Below are 16,223 nucleotides of genomic sequence, written 5' to 3' on the forward strand. Positions count from 1 at the left end.
CATCTATGCCTATTTTATCCCGCACTCACTGTATTTTCCTTCGCAAATTTAGGTTATTCAGTCATCAAAACCCACTCTAAGATGAACACCCAAGACTAACCAGCAGGACCTGATAAAGAAGAGTAAATAGTATGATGAGTGGGGCGACTTCCAAATCAAAATAGAAATAGTCCCCCTAGATGCTCAAGCCGCAGCATTCAACCAATCTAAAGTGTCCCTCCACAAACTATCTTCGTAGCGCGCCTTGAAGAAACCAAAATGACCTATTGGCTTTGTATCCACGGCTTTAGCATTCACAATCTTTATTTCGGTATTTGCATTACAGTAGAACGCCTTGAGAGCCTTCACAGCCTGCAGTGGAGCAAAATCTATATCGTCATCTATGTATAGAAACTTCATATTGCACTCTAGACGGGAGAAGCCATCTCGTACGGGACTACCTCTCTGGTCGACAATATAGTCTTTATGGCGCCCCCAGTAGGCCCACTGCCGGGCAACGCCTGCGGGTAAACTTTCACCTCCAAGGAAAAGGCCTGGAACCTGCCCCAAAATATTTGATAAGAGCGGTATCATAGCGAACCAAGCAAACAATATTTTGGGCCTCTGACGCAATCCCCAATGACCCCAATACCCGCTTTGGGAGGATACACAGTAGACACTAGCAAGTTGGGTATTGTTATCTGCGAAGCCAATAATTTGGCCCCCTACACTATGCCCCACACAATGCCAGGTTAGCGTTTTGTGTTGGCTAGTAGACCAATCGATAACAGCGGCCAAATCGTACTCTCCCCACGCGCTCATAGATAGTCGGGAGTCTCGTTGATTGGCAAGCGCAGACTTACCTATACCTCGATAGTCATAGGTCACTACCAAGTAGCCATTCTTAGCCAGGAATTTTGCAAATTCAGCATAATAGCCCTGCTTGACCGCAGTAGCCGAATTTATGATTACCCCCGCTTTAGGCGGACCTTTTGGTGAAAATAGCGTTGCCCCGAGAGATAGGCCATCCTGAGTTACTATTCGACATTCTTCAATCATTACTTGAGACCTCCATATCTTGGTCTAATACAAAATTTATGAGAGGACCCAGCACCACATCCGGAGCCTCCAGCTCAGGGAAATGTCCAGCTTCTGCTATGCGTAGTAGAGAGGCCTCCGGGATCATATTCAAACTTGAATGCTTACAAGTACATTTATGAGAAAGGTCCCGCTCCCCCCAAAGAAATAAGGCTCTCACTGTTAAGGGTTTGGAGAAAAGAGTACCCTGCAAAGGAGATTCGCCGACTAATAATCGTTGAAAAGCTGACGCCAGATTAAAAGTTGCTCCATGTTGGTAGGCTTGTTGGGCCAATTCATTAAACGGTGTGATCAGCTCACTCCTCCCTAGCGCAGCTTCAAACCAGGCAAGTGTTCGCTTACGTTTCAGAGCTTTTAGCAACAGCTGACTTAAAATTGGCTTGCTCAGCAAACCTCGTGGATCTCTCCCCTCCTTCCATCTCAACATTTCTCCCCAGCTCGGTACTTGAGATAGCACTATGTGGTCAAGCAAATCTGGACGCTTGTACGCAAGTGCAATTGCTCCAAAGCCGAGTACGCATGGAGCAACAAGCGTCACACATCCAAGGGCAAGGTTTTGTAAAAACACCTCGGTAAGACTAACTAAAGATGCAAAGTTATAATCAAGACTCGTTGAAGGAATGGAAAAACCAAAGCCAGGTGGTTCAAATATTACAACGGTGAAATCACTCGGAACTTGGCTTACAAGATAGTCATAATGCTCAATAACAACTGGCGGATCTGCTTCAAATACAATTACACGGCTGCCTCGCCCTATCTTTCGATAGCGAATCACACAAGAGCCCAAATCCATAAACTGAATACCATCTCTTGAGTGAGCTGCGTACCCTTTAAGGGTTTGACTTTTAAGCAAACTCGGCACAAAGCCATCTATAACTGCCGATATCATACTCTGGCCACCTGATTACTTTAGATACTCAATCAGATAATCCTAGGGAAGTGACAACACTGCGACAAATGGGTTTTTCCTTAGGCTCAGGCAAGAAAATCTTGTCTGGGAAAATAAAGCTAGGTGATTAACCTTCTAGGGAATGGACAACTTCTATAAACCAGCGAACAAATCCTTCAATAATTTCGTTACCCTCCAATGACTTGCTAAAGGCAAGATACAAAGGAGCCAGCTCACTGAATTTTTCAGGGTAGAGTAGTTCAAGCTCTCCAGATCTGACTTTAGGCGTTAGTGCGGGAAAGTATCCCATTGCGACTCCCAACCCTTGCTCGGCCATCTCGAGTACGGGTTGTAAGCCATCACAAGTCAGCGTCTCATTGAATTCAACTGATAAGCCCCAATCTGCCGACCATCTTTGCCAACCCAGCTTATCTGTAGACAATTGGATCTGATTTGCTCGATCGTTCTTCAAGTAACCCGGCGCGCAAACCGGTGAAATTCGCACCCTTGAGATCTCCCGGTAACACAAATCATCATTCGACTCCTTGTCATAACGTATAGCAACCTGCAGCTCGCCAGGGTCTATGCTAGCGCGGGCGATTTGAGACTCGATACTAATACACACTGTGGGGTATAGCGCTTTAAAGGATTTGATATTTGGGGCGAGTACTGTATTGGTCAGAAATGGAATACTGTGGATGGTAAGTGTTTTATTTTGATCCCGCGCAAGTAAATCCAAAGTTGCCCGTCGAATCACTTCCAGTGCCTTGGCAATTTTCAGATGGTATTCCCTACCAACACCCGTAAGTTCAATAGTTCGATTGAAACGAATAAATAGCTTGGTTTGCAACTCCGCCTCCAGCGTTCGTATCTGGTGCCCAACAGCGGAAGGTGTTACATGAAGCTCTTGTGCAGCGTCCTTGAAGCTTAAGTGCCGAGCAGCCGCATCAAAGGTTACCAGCAAGTTAGTCGAGGGAAGTTTCCGCATGAAGAATACTGTGATGCCATACCATTATTTTGTGAATGGCAGATTATCATGGGTACTACAGGCTCCCTCAACGTGTTAGCTGCCAAAATTGAGGAGAATCTAGCCCAAAACAACCCCTCCCCTTGGAGCGGTTACGCTTGAAAGCAGCTCCAAACTCACCTCCCTCCTGCAAGCCCCTCTATCTGATCTAATGTAAACACATCCCCTCCCCGATCGTGTGAGCTACACCCATGAGAGATGTCGCCGTTGTTGCCTATTGCCGAACTGCCATCGCCAAAGCCAGGCGGGGTGCGCTAAATGAAACTCACGGTATTTCTATGGCTGCCCATGTCCTGAGGGAGGTGGTTTATAAGGCGGGTTTAACGCCACAGGAAGTGGAAGACGTTGTGCTGGGGTGCGGCTTACCCGAGGGAGCTACTGGGCACAATGTTGCGCGCAACGCGGCACTCTTTGCCGGCTTTGGGTCTCAAGTGCCGGGGTTTACTATAAATCGCTACTGCGGCTCTGGCCTTAACGCGGCTTCTATTGTGGCCAACCGTATTGCCGCAGGCGAAATGCAAATTGGGGTGGCCGGTGGCGTCGAGAGTATCAGCCTGGTGCAGTTCAACTTGAACCTGAACCATTTTGTCTATGAGCCCTTACAAAAGAAAGTGCCGGCAGTTTGGTGGACCATGATCCAAACGGCCGACTATGTCGCCGATCAATACAACATCAGTCGTGAAGACCAGGATCGCTATGTGGTTGAATCACAAAAGCGTGTTGCCGAAGCTCAAAAGGCCGGAAAGTTTGCCGAGGAAATCACGCCGTTTGATACGGTAATGGCAGTGAAAGATAAGGAGAGTGGCGAAACGAATCGCCTGAAAGTCACCTTGTCAGAAGATGAAGGCCCCCGCCCCGGCACAACCATGGAAGCCCTGTCTGCGCTGGAGCCCGTAAACACAGGGGGGACGATAACTCCCGGTAATGCGTCCCAATTATCCGATGGGGCCGCAGCGGTCGTCATGATGGATGCTGAACTGGCAGCGCAGAGAAACCTGCCTATTCTGGGGCTGTTTCGCGGTATGCAGCTGGGAGCGGTAGCGCCAAAAGAGATGAGTATTGCGGTAGCGCCAGCGGTCAGTCGCCTTATGAAGCGCCACCAACTCACCCAGGATATGATTGACCTTTGGGAGCTACATGAGGCTTTTGCCGTAACCACCCTATACAACCAAGCTGAACTCAAAACCCCTTGGGACATTACCAACGTTAATGGCGGTGCTATTGCGCTCGGCCACCCCTACGGTATGTCGGGCATCCGCTACCTGGGTTCAACCCTGTTAGAGCTGGGCCGGCGCGACGCCCATCGGGCAATTATTGGTGTCTGCACTGCCGGCGGCATGGCGACGGCTGCTTACTTAGAGCGATAAGGAGTCGCCCCATGAATACCTGGAAGCCTATAGCTGCCCTAGTATTACTGCTACTGCTCCCCTTGGCGGGTTATCTACAGGAAAATATGCAGGGAGTAAAATTTGACACACTGGTAGAATCGACCAAGGATTGGGCCGGAGATACACTACCCCAATATCCAGAGGGGCAGCCAGAGCTCTCTGTAGTGCGTGTGACAATCGAGTCCGGCGCACGGCTACCAGTGCACAAACACCCCGTACCTAATAGCGTCTATGTTGCCGAAGGCACTTTAAAAGTTACCCTCGTTGACCAGAATAAAAGCCTAACTTTGGATGAGGGGAAAGCCTACGTCGAAGTCACCGATATGTGGCATTTTGGGCGCAATGAAGGCGACAAGCCAGCGATACTCATCATTTTTTACGCTGGTGCCAAGGGAATTCCGACAACGATCTTTCAAAAAGATAATTAGGAAGCACCCTACTCTAATAACTTGCCAATGAATTGGCAGCTAACTGACGCGCAGCAGGGCCTCTCTAAGATAGCCAGGTAACGGGGTCTTTAGCTTTTCAGGGGATGACAGGGTGACATAGGTAATATTGGCGGTGAACGCTAGTATCCCATTATCCAAAAAGCCTTTCGTTTGAAACGTAAAAGAGTGATTACCAATATCCGCAACAGAAACATGGATACTTAATTCTTGATCCCAGGTTACAGGGGATAGAAATTCCAGGTTAAAAGCTCTTACAGGTGTAAGAAAACCCAGTTGTTTCATTCTGGCGATAGCAGGCCCTTCAAGCAGAACAGCCATTGCATCATGGGTTGCCTCAAGTGCAAAAGATGAGAACCTTGGGGTGTATACGATTCCCTCGGGATCACAATCCCCGAACAGTACTTTTCGTTTGACGGTTATCATCGTATCAACCCGTTATTTCTTATTTGGGCTGGAATTATATGTGAAGGTCCCCGCTCCATTCCTACCAAACCACCTACCCAAATCCATCAGTGAGAGATCAAACTCAAGGACCAAATATGGATAATACAGTTACTTCTGGTGGCACCAGGAAACGTACTGGCAAAATACTGGTCCCTACCCCAGGGCTTACATAGAGGTGTTTATCACCTTCCACAATATGTCCAATAGCAAAACGCTGCCCGTAGCTTGAAGGTACTATGGGCCGCCCAATAAACGGCAAGTAGACCTGGCCCCCGTGAGTATGCCCGGCGATAGTTAATGACAGCTCCGCAGGCAGTTCGGGGAATATATCCGGATTATGAGTGAAGGCCAATATCGTTTCACCTTCATCTATCCCCTGCATTGCTTTTTTAACATCGTGAGGCCCCTCCCAAAAATCACTGATTCCCACTAGCCGTAATTTACATTCGCTACTTACCAGCCTTACTGACTTATCCTCTAGCACTGAAATCCCCTGGCTTTCAAGGGATTGCTCAACCCGCGCTGCATCAAGCCACCAATCATGATTTCCCAATACGGCAAACACCCCCATCGGGGCCTTGAGTTCTTTAAGAATTCCCGCTGCATCCTCCGGCGGAACGAATTTACCTCCAACAACCCCCTGAATAACAAAGTCACCGGGTAGGAGAATAAGGTCGGGTTGGCTTTTATTAACAGCCTCAACCAGGTTTTGTAAGCTCTTCCGCCCCTTGTAAGGGGAACCTACATGCAGGTCAGCAAGTATCGCGACCCTTAGCCCATTACATTCCTTTGGCCAGGCATCTACGACAATATCATCTTCATTAATTCGGAAACTTGCAGGCTCAACGATAAATGCCCATACGGCCAACAACAAACCAATACAAAATAATACGATAAAAGTTATACGCCACTTACTCAAAACAAGACCCAAAATTTACGACTTACACTCATTATTATTTGCCGGATGGCCATGACAGCTACAATCTGTCAGCTCCCGCATAATGTCACAGGCATTAACTGCCTGGCCACCCTCACATCGATTGCGTAAATCTACCAAGCTTTTTCGCAACTGCTTGAGCGATTCCAGTTGTTTTTCGACTCTTTGAATTTGATCATCAACCACGCTATCAATATCAGTGCAGCTTTGCGATGGAGCCTCTTTTAATCTCAACAGGTTGCGAATATCCTCGAGGGGGATATCCAGAGAACGACAGTGGCGAATAAAACGCAGTTGTTCCAGGTGAGACTCTGAGTAGAGCCGGAAATTACCCTCTGAGCGAGCGGGCTCTGGCAGTAGCCCTGCCTGCTCGTAGAAACGAACCGTTTCCACTTTGCAGCCCACTCTCCTGGCAGCTTCACCAATTTTGTAAGCCATGCCACTCCCTCTTGACTCTATAGTTACTAGAGGGATTGTAATACTGGCTCACTGACTGATCTATCCGAGAGTGAATAATGGTCAAGCGCGATTCCAGCTGTGGCTGCAGCGGGGCAACCCAAGCCGCAACCATGACGCCGATTCAAAACACCAATAACAACAGCGACAAAGGTGACCTGTCCCTGTTCTCCATCAGCAAGATGGACTGCCCCACTGAAGAGGGGTTGATACGCGCCAAGCTCTCTGGCATGCAGGGAATTTACCAGCTGGACTTTAATCTGGTGCAGCGAATCCTACAGGTGCGCCACGCGCCAGGTATGGAGAGCAAGATCCTCAACACCCTAACCCCTCTTGACCTGGACGCACGCCTGGCCACGGAAGATGACATCGATTCCGCGCCACCTGCCACCCATGCAAACTGGTGGTTATTGGGCGCGGCCGGTTTGGCGGCGATTGCCTCCGAGGTCGTATTCTGGTTACAGGGGGGAAACAATTGGCTGGTAATGATACTGGCCCTGGCCGCTATCGCTGGCGGCGGACTCACGACCTACAAAAAGGGCTGGATTGCGCTCAGCAATCGCAACCTGAATATGAACGCGCTGATGTCCATCGCGGTCACCGGCGCCCTGCTTATCGGTCACTGGCCCGAAGCGGCAATGGTGATGGTGTTATTCACCCTGGCAGAATTAATTGAAGCCAAATCCCTGGATCGTGCCCGCAATGCGATTCGGGAGTTAATGGACCTGGCCCCGGAAACCGCCACCGTACAGGGGCCAGATGGCGAGTGGGTTTCCATGTCAGCCAAGACTGTTCCGGTTGGCACAACCATCCGGGTGCGCCCCGGCGAACGTATCGCTCTAGATGGGGAAGTAATACGCGGCAATTCAGCAGTAAACCAGGCCCCAATTACCGGAGAGAGCCTTCCGGTAGACAAAGGCCCTGGAGATGAACTTTTCGCCGGCAGTATCAACGAATCCGGGGCACTCGAGTACCAATCTACGGCTGCTGCCAACGATAACCTGCTCGCCCGAATCATTCATGCGGTGGAAGCCGCACAAGGTAGTCGCGCGCCAACCCAGCGCTTTGTCGACCAATTCGCCCGCTGGTATACACCCCTGGTATTTGCAGTGGCACTGGCTACCGCAGTAATACCGCCGCTGATTTTTGCTGGCAGCTGGATGGAGTGGATCTATCGTGCACTCGTGCTACTGGTCATCGCCTGCCCCTGCGCACTGGTGATCGCAACTCCTGTCACCATCGTAAGCGGCTTGGCATCGGCCACCCGCCACGGAATCCTTGTCAAAGGCGGGGCATACCTTGAGCAGGGGCGCCACCTTCGCTGGTTGGCATTGGATAAAACTGGAACCATCACCCATGGCCTGCCAACCGTCACGGATTTTAAAGTGTTAGCGCCAATGCCCGCGGAAGAGGTACAAACCCTGGCGGCGAGCCTAGCCGAACGTTCCGATCATCCGGTATCCAGGGCCGTACTGGAGTTTGCTCAGATTCCCCACGAACGCCTACAAGAAGTGGATAGTTTTGAAGCCCTGGCCGGGCGCGGCGTCAGGGGCAGAATTCAGGGGGATCAGTGCTACCTGGGTAACCACCGGCTTATTGAAGAATTGGGCATTTGCTCCGCCGAGCTGGAGCGCCAATTGGGAACCCTTGAGGAAGAAGGGAAAACTGTTGTGATGCTGACCCGGGAAAACTCCGTACTGGCGATATTTGCTGTCGCCGATACTGTGAAGGAATCGAGCCTGCACGCCATTGAGAGCCTTCACAAGCTGGGCGTGAAAACACTGATGCTTTCCGGGGACAACCAGCACACTGCAGATGCGATTGCCAAGCAAGTCGGCATCGATCGGGCTGAAGGCAACCTACTGCCGGAAGACAAGCTCAGAGAGGTGGAGGCTCTATCTGGAAAAGGCCAGGTTGGCATGGTTGGCGATGGCATTAACGATGCCCCCGCCTTGGCGCGTGCTGATATTGGGTTTGCGATGGGAGCAACGGGAACCGACACAGCGATAGAAACCGCTGATGTGGCCCTGATGGACGACAATCTGGGCAAGATCGCCACCTTTATCCAACTATCTCGTTCAACGGCCCACATTCTTTGGCAGAACATTATCTTAGCGCTGGGCATTAAAGCGGTCTTTCTAGTGCTTGCTTTTGCCGGAGAGGCAACCATGTGGATGGCTGTTTTTGCCGATATGGGGACTAGCCTGCTCGTGGTTTTTAATGGGTTGAGAGTGATGAGGAAATGAGCCGGTTTGATATACGGTTTTTCTAGTTAACCGTACTAATTCAGCAATACAGTCTTTCCGTTAACTCCGCTAGATACCGGATAGATTACTTGCTATTTAACAGCTACAGAGAAAATCTATAGGGTGTTACACTTGCCATTTCAATAAGTGTAAAGAAGATCAAAAGTTTTGAACAAATTAGCCCTGATATCTATTATTTTTCTTCTTTGCAGTTGTACTGACTCTCCAACAAGCAAAAATTGCAGCTCTTACGACGAATGCCCCCAGTACATTGACTTTTATAAATCCAGCATTGAAGACAGGGAAATGGCAAGAGAGAAAGGCGGGCCTGTTCCTGTTTACAAATCACTGCCAATATACCCGCAAGAAGCGCTGGAAAAGCAGATGGAAGGCTACGTAATTGTTGAGTATGACACTAATAAAAACGGCGATCCGATAGACCCCCGAGTTATTAAAAGTAAGCCCTCGGGTTTCTTTGAAGAATCTGCTATCCAGACAGCAAAACACTTTAAATATGAAGCAACTCCAGAAGAGTTCAATAACATTAGAACCAAAGTCATTTATAATATTGCCGAGAATCGGCCTGATAGCCAAGAAACATTTTTTGCATATTTATTGTGGCTAGCGATTTAGTTATTTTTATACAAGATCGCAAGTATAAGTATTTACAGCTCTAGCCTTCTATCAAATGCTTGGAGTAATACCACATGCAAATCGTAACACCCCTTATCACTTCCACCAGCGTCTAAAACTTATAAGGCTACGGGCCAGCAAAAAAGGAACTAAAAACTGACCACTCATCTGAAGTGCAAACTTTGGCCAAAAATCTATTTCTTCAGAGAAGAATGACAGCACAAGATTGCCTGGAAATAAAAATGTACCAAAATACGGCCAACCCCCACCAATAATTTTCCAGTTATACGCAAATGCCAGTAAGCCGATAGTCAGGGAAATTACCCCTACAACCAGCGAAAACCGTAATCCTTTATCGCTAATCAACATTGCAACTCCTTGCTTCAAATAGATTACTTACCTCGAACAACCTCTTTCTTGATGTAAACACCCAACCTTTTAGCGAGACGCACCAAGTTCCCTCGGTCTACGGATAGTAATTTGGCCGCTTTACTCCAGTTCCCATCGGTCTCAGCTAGAGCACGCCCAATGAGTTCGCGCTGATAGTTTTCCGTTTCCCCCCTTAAATCAGTAGCCTCAGACAGCGACTCTACCGGTTTCCGCGGAGGCTTCTGAATAACCAAGTCATCGGGAATTTCAATTTGTGCTGCAGTAATGGCAACAATAGCTTCTGGAGAGCTACCTTTGCGGGCCCTAAGGGCTGCGCGGCTGATAATATGTTCCAGCTCGCGAACATTACCCGGCCAAGCGTATCGCTGTAGCTTATTGGTGGCCTCTGTACTGAGACGCAACTGACGAAAACCCAGCTTCCTGCGGGAGCGCTCCAAGAAGTAGTCTGCCAACAGCAGGACATCATTACCCCTCCGACATAGCGGTGGGACTTCAAGGGGATATACAGAGAGGCGGTGGTAGAGATCAGCTCGGAAAGTACCGTTTTCAATCCCTTTGCGTAAATCCCTATTAGTCGCCGCTACAATACGAACATCTACATGCTGTACCGTATCCTTACCTACCGGCTGAATCTCACCACTTTGCAATACACGCAACAATTTGCTCTGCACCACAAGCGGTAACTCGCCAACCTCATCCAGGAAAATAGTGCCGCCGTTCGCCAGTAAAAATTTACCGGGCCTCTCACGATCTGCGCCGGTGAAGGCCCCTTTTGAGTGGCCAAAAAGTTCAGCTTCCGCCAGGGTTTCAGTCAGGGAAGCGCAGTTCAAATAGACTAAGGGCTTCTCCTTGCGAGCCGACAACCTGTGGACGGTACGGGCCACCAGCTCTTTCCCCACTCCCGTTTCACCGAGAATCAGCACGTTGTAATCCGACCCAGCCACCAGCTCTATCTCACTGCGCAGGGACTGCATTTCCTCGCTCTCACCAATTAATTCACCTCCATCCCGCTCCAGAGCCTGCTGGGTCAGATCTTTCACCAATTGCTCGGCATGCTCGGCGGAGTGTGACAGGGCCTTTAGCTCTAAAGCTGTGCGTAAAGTGGCCGCAGACAGCGCGGCTATCAGCTCCAGGGTTCGATCACTGATTCGGGCATAGGCATCCGCAGACATGCTATCCACTGTTACCAGACCAATCAGATGGTTATCTGAATAGAGAGGCAAGCCCATACAAGAGTGCACGGGAAGATCTCCCTCCCTATCCAACAGCAAACCATCGAAGGGATCTGGCAGCTGACAGTCAGATGGGAAGCGGACCGGGTGTTCCGAGGCGCAGATTTGCGCAAGCCGTGGATGCTCATCAATCAGGAATCGCCGCCCCAGAGTCCTTCGGGCAAGCCCCTGAACTGCGAGAGGAGTGAGTGTATCGCCGTTGAGCCCAAGCAAGGCAACGGCATCGCATTTGATCGCTTTGCGGATAGTAGACAGCAGGCGCTCAAAGCGATCGCTGTTGTTAAGGCTGTTAGCCAGGTCCAGAGCCACTTCGAGCAGTAAGGTTGCGTTGGTATCTACCATAGCCAAATCAGTCCAAAAGACCTTTTAGAGTCATTATGACACAGTAACCATAAAGGTCAATTTGACACACAAATACCAAGAATAAACCATAACCCCTTGTTTTTATTGGCATTTATATTTGGCATAGCAGTTGCTAAAGATAGATTGACGCCGTTTGAATCTGAGGCCGATATGCTGAATACGGAAAACCCCTTACTGCGTGAGCGTTTCAAGCTTCTGCTAAAAGCCGGTAACTTTACGCTGCTTCTGTCAGTTCCCCTGCTTATTCTGACGATTGTTATCTGCTATCCCCTATCGCACTTATTTTCAATTCCCGCGCAAGTCGCAGGACATATCTTCATGGTGATTAGTGCGACGTTTCTAAAACTGGGCTACATAGGTCGTGTGGTTGCTCAATACAACCTGGACCTTGAGGTTCGATAAAGGCTGAACCACCGCCTCCAAATTCCCCCTTCCTAATAGCAGCGAATAAATCAACCCAGAGCCCCTGCTGGCTCTGGGGTTCAGCATTGCCCGACACCTCAAACCACCGTGGACTATACTGACAGTCTCAGAGATAGCATTTCCTTCTAGGGAGACTTATGGCTGCCCCTCTGGTTGAGCCAAGGTCTCTTTTACAGGCTCTATAGCATAAAGGGCCAAAGTCAGGGGGTATCAAAATTGGGCTTAGCCTTTATAAGCAGTGAGCTGATATCCCTTACCAGTGAATGGAAGCCAAGTGTAAGACCAACCTTCCATGCTCGCCCCCTAGTCCACCCAAGCGAGGTACCGCGAGACACTCGCTGTTCTCCTAATAAGATCACTACCACATCACAGATAGGTAACAGCAATAGCCGGGGTCTATATTCGCTTATTCAGGAGCAGACCTAAATGTGGGAAATGATCGATGATGGAATTACTTTCTTTGCCACTCAGAGCTACGCCACCCTCTTTACGATGTTTTGGATCGTAGTGGTATTGGAATTCCCTAGATATTTAATGTCGTTTTTTACCTCGGTATTCTTTTTTGCCACAAAACCAGAGTACGAGGAGGACATTGAATCCTTGGGCAGACTCACTGCAGTCATCGCCGGTCACAATGAGGAAAACTCTATTGAAAAGTGTGGCGAGCGCTTACAGGAGCAGAGCTATATCCCCTATGAAGTCATCGCAATCAGCGATGGCTCCACAGATAAAACCCGAGACGATATTCACTACCTGCAAAATAAAGGTCGCTTGGATGGCGCTCATGCAACAGAACTGCGTGGAGGCAAGGCCTCAGCCCTCAACTTAGGACAGAGATTTTCAACTGGCGACTTTATCGCCTCAATTGATTGCGATTGCACCTTCGATCGCCACGCTATGAAATACGTGATGCAAGGCTTTGCAGATCCCAGGGTTGGCGTGGTTTCAGGTAATGTAATTGTCCGAAACTCCACAGAAAATATACTCAGCTCATTCCAGGCCATTGAATATGTAATCAGTATTTGCTTGGGGCGACACTCACTGGCAATGCTCGACCAAATGTGTTGTGCCTCCGGTGCCTTCAGTGCTTTTAGGGTATCCGCAATGAATCAAATTGGCGGCTTTGATGCCGGCGGAGGAGAAGACTTAGATATCACCTTTCGTTTGCGGGATTACGGTTGGAAAGTGGAATTTGCACCTGAGGCGATTTGTTATACCGATGTTCCCACCAGCATCACCGTTCTAATGCGCCAGCGCTTTAGGTGGGAGCGGGATGCTATTCGTCTTCGCTATCGCAAGTACCTGCATTTTATTAATCCGTTCCGCCAAGGAATGCAGCTAAAAGAGTTTTTTCACCAATATGAATTCCTGGTTTTCAATGTTATTGCCGCAATAGCTTTACCAGTCTATTTAATCTGGCTATTCGTGCGTTATGGCGAAAATGCCTGGTTTATTTTGGCTGGGGCTCAGGTTGTATTAATTGCGCTCGATACAATTACCTTTGCTTTAGCCTCTTATGCGACGCCAAAAGTTAAATCACTTCCCCTTTGGCCTTATATTCCAGCTTACAGCATTTTTTATGTAAACTTTATGCGAGTCGTAAGACTGTATGCTTATGTTCAGGAATGGATCTTTAGAACATCCTATAAAGATTCTTTCGCCCCTTTAAAAGTACACCGTGTTCGTGAGTAGCTTGAATGAAGGCTCTGCGAAAACGATTACGCCCTGATAGTTTCGAAAGTGAACAGCGAAAAACCCGGGGTTCTGCAAGCCGTCGAATATACTTAGCCATGTTAATCCTATTTGGTATTGGCGTTATTCGCTATATATGGGGTGACTGGTTTTTACTGCGAAGCGATGGACTGGTGTTGCGCGATCAAAGCGTTATTGAAATGGGCTACTTGGTAAAAGTAGTAGAGGTTGCCGTAGATGAAGGACAAGCTGTTAAAGAGGGCGAACTACTCTTAAGGATTGAATCAATGGAGCTACTGGAGCGAATCGCCGATCTCTCCACCCGCCAAGCTAACCTAATACAGATTTCTGCTGAATTCACTTTATTGGCAGAGACTGCTAAAAAACTACTCACTCCCGCCAAGGAGCGTAAAGTACAAATTGGCCGAATCGTAGATAGAATCAATAAACTTGCAAATAAAGGAGTAGTCAGCGAAGTCGGTTACCAAGATGTATTGAAAGATAACTTCGAGGCCAGTGAAACCCTGGTAAAATTACAAGTTGAAAGCGCCACCCTGGAAGGAAAACGTAGATCTGTTGATGAGGCAATTTATCGCTCCGAACAAGCGCTAAGAAAACTGGAGGAGCATTACAATAACGGTATTATTCAAAGCCCCACTTCTGGTCTAGTTGGGGCTTCAGTCCCCCATGTCGGCAATGTCTATGATGCTGGGGAGCCCCTTATGTCTATCTACACCGGGGAAGCCTATGTCCTAGCCTATCTACCCAATCAATATCAATTCGTGATCAAGCCTGGAATGGAGGTATTGGTTACTGGTGGACGCTTTAAAGACAAAGGGGTACTAGTAGAAATGATCCCCCTCTCAGCCGCACTACCCCAGGAGTTCCAAAATACATTTAAGCCCACATCGCGTAATCAGTTAGCGAAAATAGTCTTACTTGACCCATCAAAATTTCCGGTGAACGAGAAAGTTACCATAACCCTAAAGATTGACTGGATTGATGTCATTATTGATAAATTTATCAATTAACTCCCCCCAGATGACGACTACCTTTTATGTCATACGGTTATTCCTAATTCCTGCCAGGGACGTAGGGCACCTATCCCTGCCTATTGCCAATTTTTCACCTATCTTTTCTTAAATACTCAACAATCTATTCAGTTAAAGGGACGCCATATACACCACAGGTTACACAGTTACGTATAACTGGCATGAAATAAGCTAAAACACTCATTTAATCTTTCAAGCGCCAAAAGTTATATAGGCGTGGAGGAATCAGTATCTCCTTTCTAAGTGACGAATATAGCTTTTTTCGCTGGCCCGGTGACTCTAAGGTGACATCGCATACCGGTGAATCCAAAGACGCTATTTTGATTGAGGAGCCAGCATCAGTAGATGACCTGACGCATATATGGCATATGCGTGGTGGCTTGTATCTACTCCCGGTTATTGATCTCACTGGAACAGTCGGCGAGAAGGCAGATCTGGATTGCTCAAAGCTTAGTGCGCAGGATATGCCCGTTGTGAGCCAGGTTATTGACGACTTTCACTATCGGCGCGCGCAAGTCCACCTGGATTTCCACACCACTCAGAAAGATAGCGACAAAATACTAGCGCGATTATTTGTATCTGGCGTAAGTCTCTCGCCGCACTATAGCCCCAACTCCAAAGCGACTGTTGATTTTAATATTATCCTCGATAGCCCAACTGTTGTGACGGAATGTGAAAAACTGATCGAATCAGGATTTCTACAGGGCAAGTTTTTCGATCGACGCCATATCTGTAACGGCTGTGGAGGTTCCCAGTTTAATGTCCGTGAAGAGTGCGCGGTATGCAGATCCTCTAACCTTACCGAAGACTTCTATCTGCACCATTTCAGCTGCGCCTACCTGGGACGCGAAGCTGACTTCAGGGAAGGTGAAGACCTAATTTGCCCCAAATGTCGAAAGGAGCTTTTACACTTCGGCAGTGACTACGACAAACCCGGCACACTACTTATTTGCAATGCTTGCGGCCATGCCAGCTCAGAAGTGGAGATAGGTTTTTTGTGCCTCAACTGCCAGAAAGATACCGACAGCGAATCCATACGCACCGGGGACATTCACAGCTACGACATTACGGAACGCGCCAGTAGCTACCTAAGAGCTGGCTATGCATTTCTCGATTTTACTGACCATAACCCTATGTTCGCTGACCTACCCTTCACCCTGATCGTAGAACTCAACCAGGCGGCAAGAGCCTGGAAAGAGAACAAAACAAATTTTTGCTTGGTGAATATCAACTATGAACATGCTCATGAACTCGAAGTCGAGCATGGGCCCCGACAAACAATGCAGAGCCGCCGCCAATTCATAGAGAACCTTCATGGAGTTTTATGTAGAGCTTACGAAGGTATACGGAAAGAGGACTTTATTACCGGGAAATATGAAGATTATATGGTTCTACATGGAATAGCTAAGGAGGACATACTCGAAGATCGCAGAGAAATGATCAAGATTGCCATGTCCTCCATAAGGCTGGATATTGGCCCCTACTTTAAAGTACTTGGGCCCGAGGAGCTTGTTTAAAAGAAAGT

The 16,223-nt window shown here is 48.4% G+C and carries 16 protein-coding genes; 8 read left to right on the forward strand and 8 right to left on the reverse strand.

Annotated elements, in window-relative coordinates; genetic code table 11:
• Positions 1-183: 183 nt before the first annotated feature.
• The 3 genes from ACJJIM_RS09815 to ACJJIM_RS09825 all read right to left on the reverse strand — a co-directional run bounded on the left by ACJJIM_RS09815 (position 184) and on the right by ACJJIM_RS09825 (position 2,954).
• Complete coding sequence (locus tag ACJJIM_RS09815; protein WP_444913150.1) at positions 184-1,038, reverse strand: alpha/beta hydrolase family protein; 855 nt, start codon at positions 1,036-1,038, stop codon at positions 184-186.
• Positions 1,031-1,966 (reverse strand): alpha/beta fold hydrolase, encoded by a 936-nt coding sequence (locus tag ACJJIM_RS09820; RefSeq protein ID WP_413662130.1) that lies wholly within the window; start codon positions 1,964-1,966, stop codon positions 1,031-1,033. Before ACJJIM_RS09820 ends, ACJJIM_RS09815 begins: the two co-directional genes overlap by 8 nt.
• A 127-nt stretch (positions 1,967-2,093) precedes the next feature.
• Positions 2,094-2,954: a LysR substrate-binding domain-containing protein gene (locus tag ACJJIM_RS09825; protein WP_444913151.1), complete on the reverse strand. Its 861-nt coding sequence runs from the start codon at positions 2,952-2,954 to the stop codon at positions 2,094-2,096.
• A 230-nt stretch (positions 2,955-3,184) separates the two neighbouring features.
• Between ACJJIM_RS09825 and ACJJIM_RS09830 the strand changes: the two genes are divergently transcribed.
• Both ACJJIM_RS09830 and ACJJIM_RS09835 read left to right on the forward strand, forming a co-directional pair.
• Positions 3,185-4,360, forward strand: a complete 1,176-nt coding sequence (locus ACJJIM_RS09830) for a thiolase family protein (RefSeq protein ID WP_444908172.1) — start codon at positions 3,185-3,187, stop codon at positions 4,358-4,360.
• Positions 4,361-4,371: 11 nt separating this feature from the next.
• Positions 4,372-4,809, forward strand: coding sequence for a cupin domain-containing protein (locus ACJJIM_RS09835; RefSeq protein ID WP_444913152.1), 438 nt, complete (start codon positions 4,372-4,374; stop codon positions 4,807-4,809).
• Positions 4,810-4,848: 39 nt separating this feature from the next.
• On the opposite strand, the gene ACJJIM_RS09840 is transcribed toward ACJJIM_RS09835, so the two are convergent.
• The 3 genes from ACJJIM_RS09840 to cadR form a co-directional block, all read right to left on the reverse strand.
• Positions 4,849-5,253 carry an acyl-CoA thioesterase gene (locus ACJJIM_RS09840; RefSeq protein ID WP_444913153.1) on the reverse strand — a complete coding sequence of 135 codons (405 nt, stop codon included), beginning with the start codon at positions 5,251-5,253 and terminating at the stop codon, positions 4,849-4,851.
• Between the two features lie 103 nt (positions 5,254-5,356).
• On the reverse strand, positions 5,357-6,193 hold the full coding sequence (locus ACJJIM_RS09845; protein WP_444913154.1) for a metallophosphoesterase: 837 nt from the start codon (positions 6,191-6,193) through the stop codon (positions 5,357-5,359).
• Between the two features lie 15 nt (positions 6,194-6,208).
• Positions 6,209-6,649 (reverse strand): Cd(II)/Pb(II)-responsive transcriptional regulator, encoded by a 441-nt coding sequence (cadR, locus tag ACJJIM_RS09850; protein ID WP_444913155.1) that lies wholly within the window; start codon positions 6,647-6,649, stop codon positions 6,209-6,211.
• A gap of 77 nt (positions 6,650-6,726) precedes the next feature.
• Here cadR and ACJJIM_RS09855 point away from each other — a divergent pair, with 77 nt between their 5' ends.
• A complete protein-coding gene (locus ACJJIM_RS09855; RefSeq protein ID WP_444913156.1) occupies positions 6,727-8,913 on the forward strand; it encodes a heavy metal translocating P-type ATPase in 2,187 nt (728 codons plus the stop codon).
• 306 nt (positions 8,914-9,219) lie between these two features.
• Entirely contained in the window at positions 9,220-9,546 is a 327-nt protein-coding gene (locus ACJJIM_RS09860; protein ID WP_444913157.1) for an energy transducer TonB, read from the forward strand.
• Between the two features lie 96 nt (positions 9,547-9,642).
• Here the strand turns inward: ACJJIM_RS09860 and ACJJIM_RS09865 are convergent, their stop codons facing one another.
• Positions 9,643-9,915, reverse strand: a complete 273-nt coding sequence (locus ACJJIM_RS09865) for a hypothetical protein (protein ID WP_413662138.1) — start codon at positions 9,913-9,915, stop codon at positions 9,643-9,645.
• Positions 9,916-9,938: 23 nt separating this feature from the next.
• Complete coding sequence (gene norR / locus ACJJIM_RS09870) at positions 9,939-11,510, reverse strand: nitric oxide reductase transcriptional regulator NorR (protein WP_444913158.1); 1,572 nt, start codon at positions 11,508-11,510, stop codon at positions 9,939-9,941.
• A gap of 171 nt (positions 11,511-11,681) precedes the next feature.
• On the opposite strand from norR, the gene ACJJIM_RS09875 reads away from it, so the two are divergent.
• The 4 genes from ACJJIM_RS09875 (at position 11,682) to ACJJIM_RS09890 (ending at position 16,215) form a co-directional block, all read left to right on the forward strand.
• A complete protein-coding gene (locus tag ACJJIM_RS09875) occupies positions 11,682-11,933 on the forward strand; it encodes a hypothetical protein (RefSeq protein WP_444894013.1) in 252 nt (83 codons plus the stop codon).
• Between the two features lie 447 nt (positions 11,934-12,380).
• A complete protein-coding gene (locus ACJJIM_RS09880; RefSeq protein WP_444894014.1) occupies positions 12,381-13,646 on the forward strand; it encodes a glycosyltransferase family 2 protein in 1,266 nt (421 codons plus the stop codon).
• A gap of 5 nt (positions 13,647-13,651) precedes the next feature.
• Positions 13,652-14,677 (forward strand): HlyD family secretion protein, encoded by a 1,026-nt coding sequence (locus ACJJIM_RS09885; RefSeq protein ID WP_444913159.1) that lies wholly within the window; start codon positions 13,652-13,654, stop codon positions 14,675-14,677.
• 305 nt (positions 14,678-14,982) lie between these two features.
• Positions 14,983-16,215, forward strand: coding sequence for a TackOD1 domain-containing metal-binding protein (locus tag ACJJIM_RS09890; RefSeq protein WP_413662142.1), 1,233 nt, complete (start codon positions 14,983-14,985; stop codon positions 16,213-16,215).
• The last annotated feature ends 8 nt before the right edge of the window (positions 16,216-16,223 follow it).

The sequence above is a fragment of the Microbulbifer maximicatervae (SeqCode) genome (assembly GCF_052467615.1).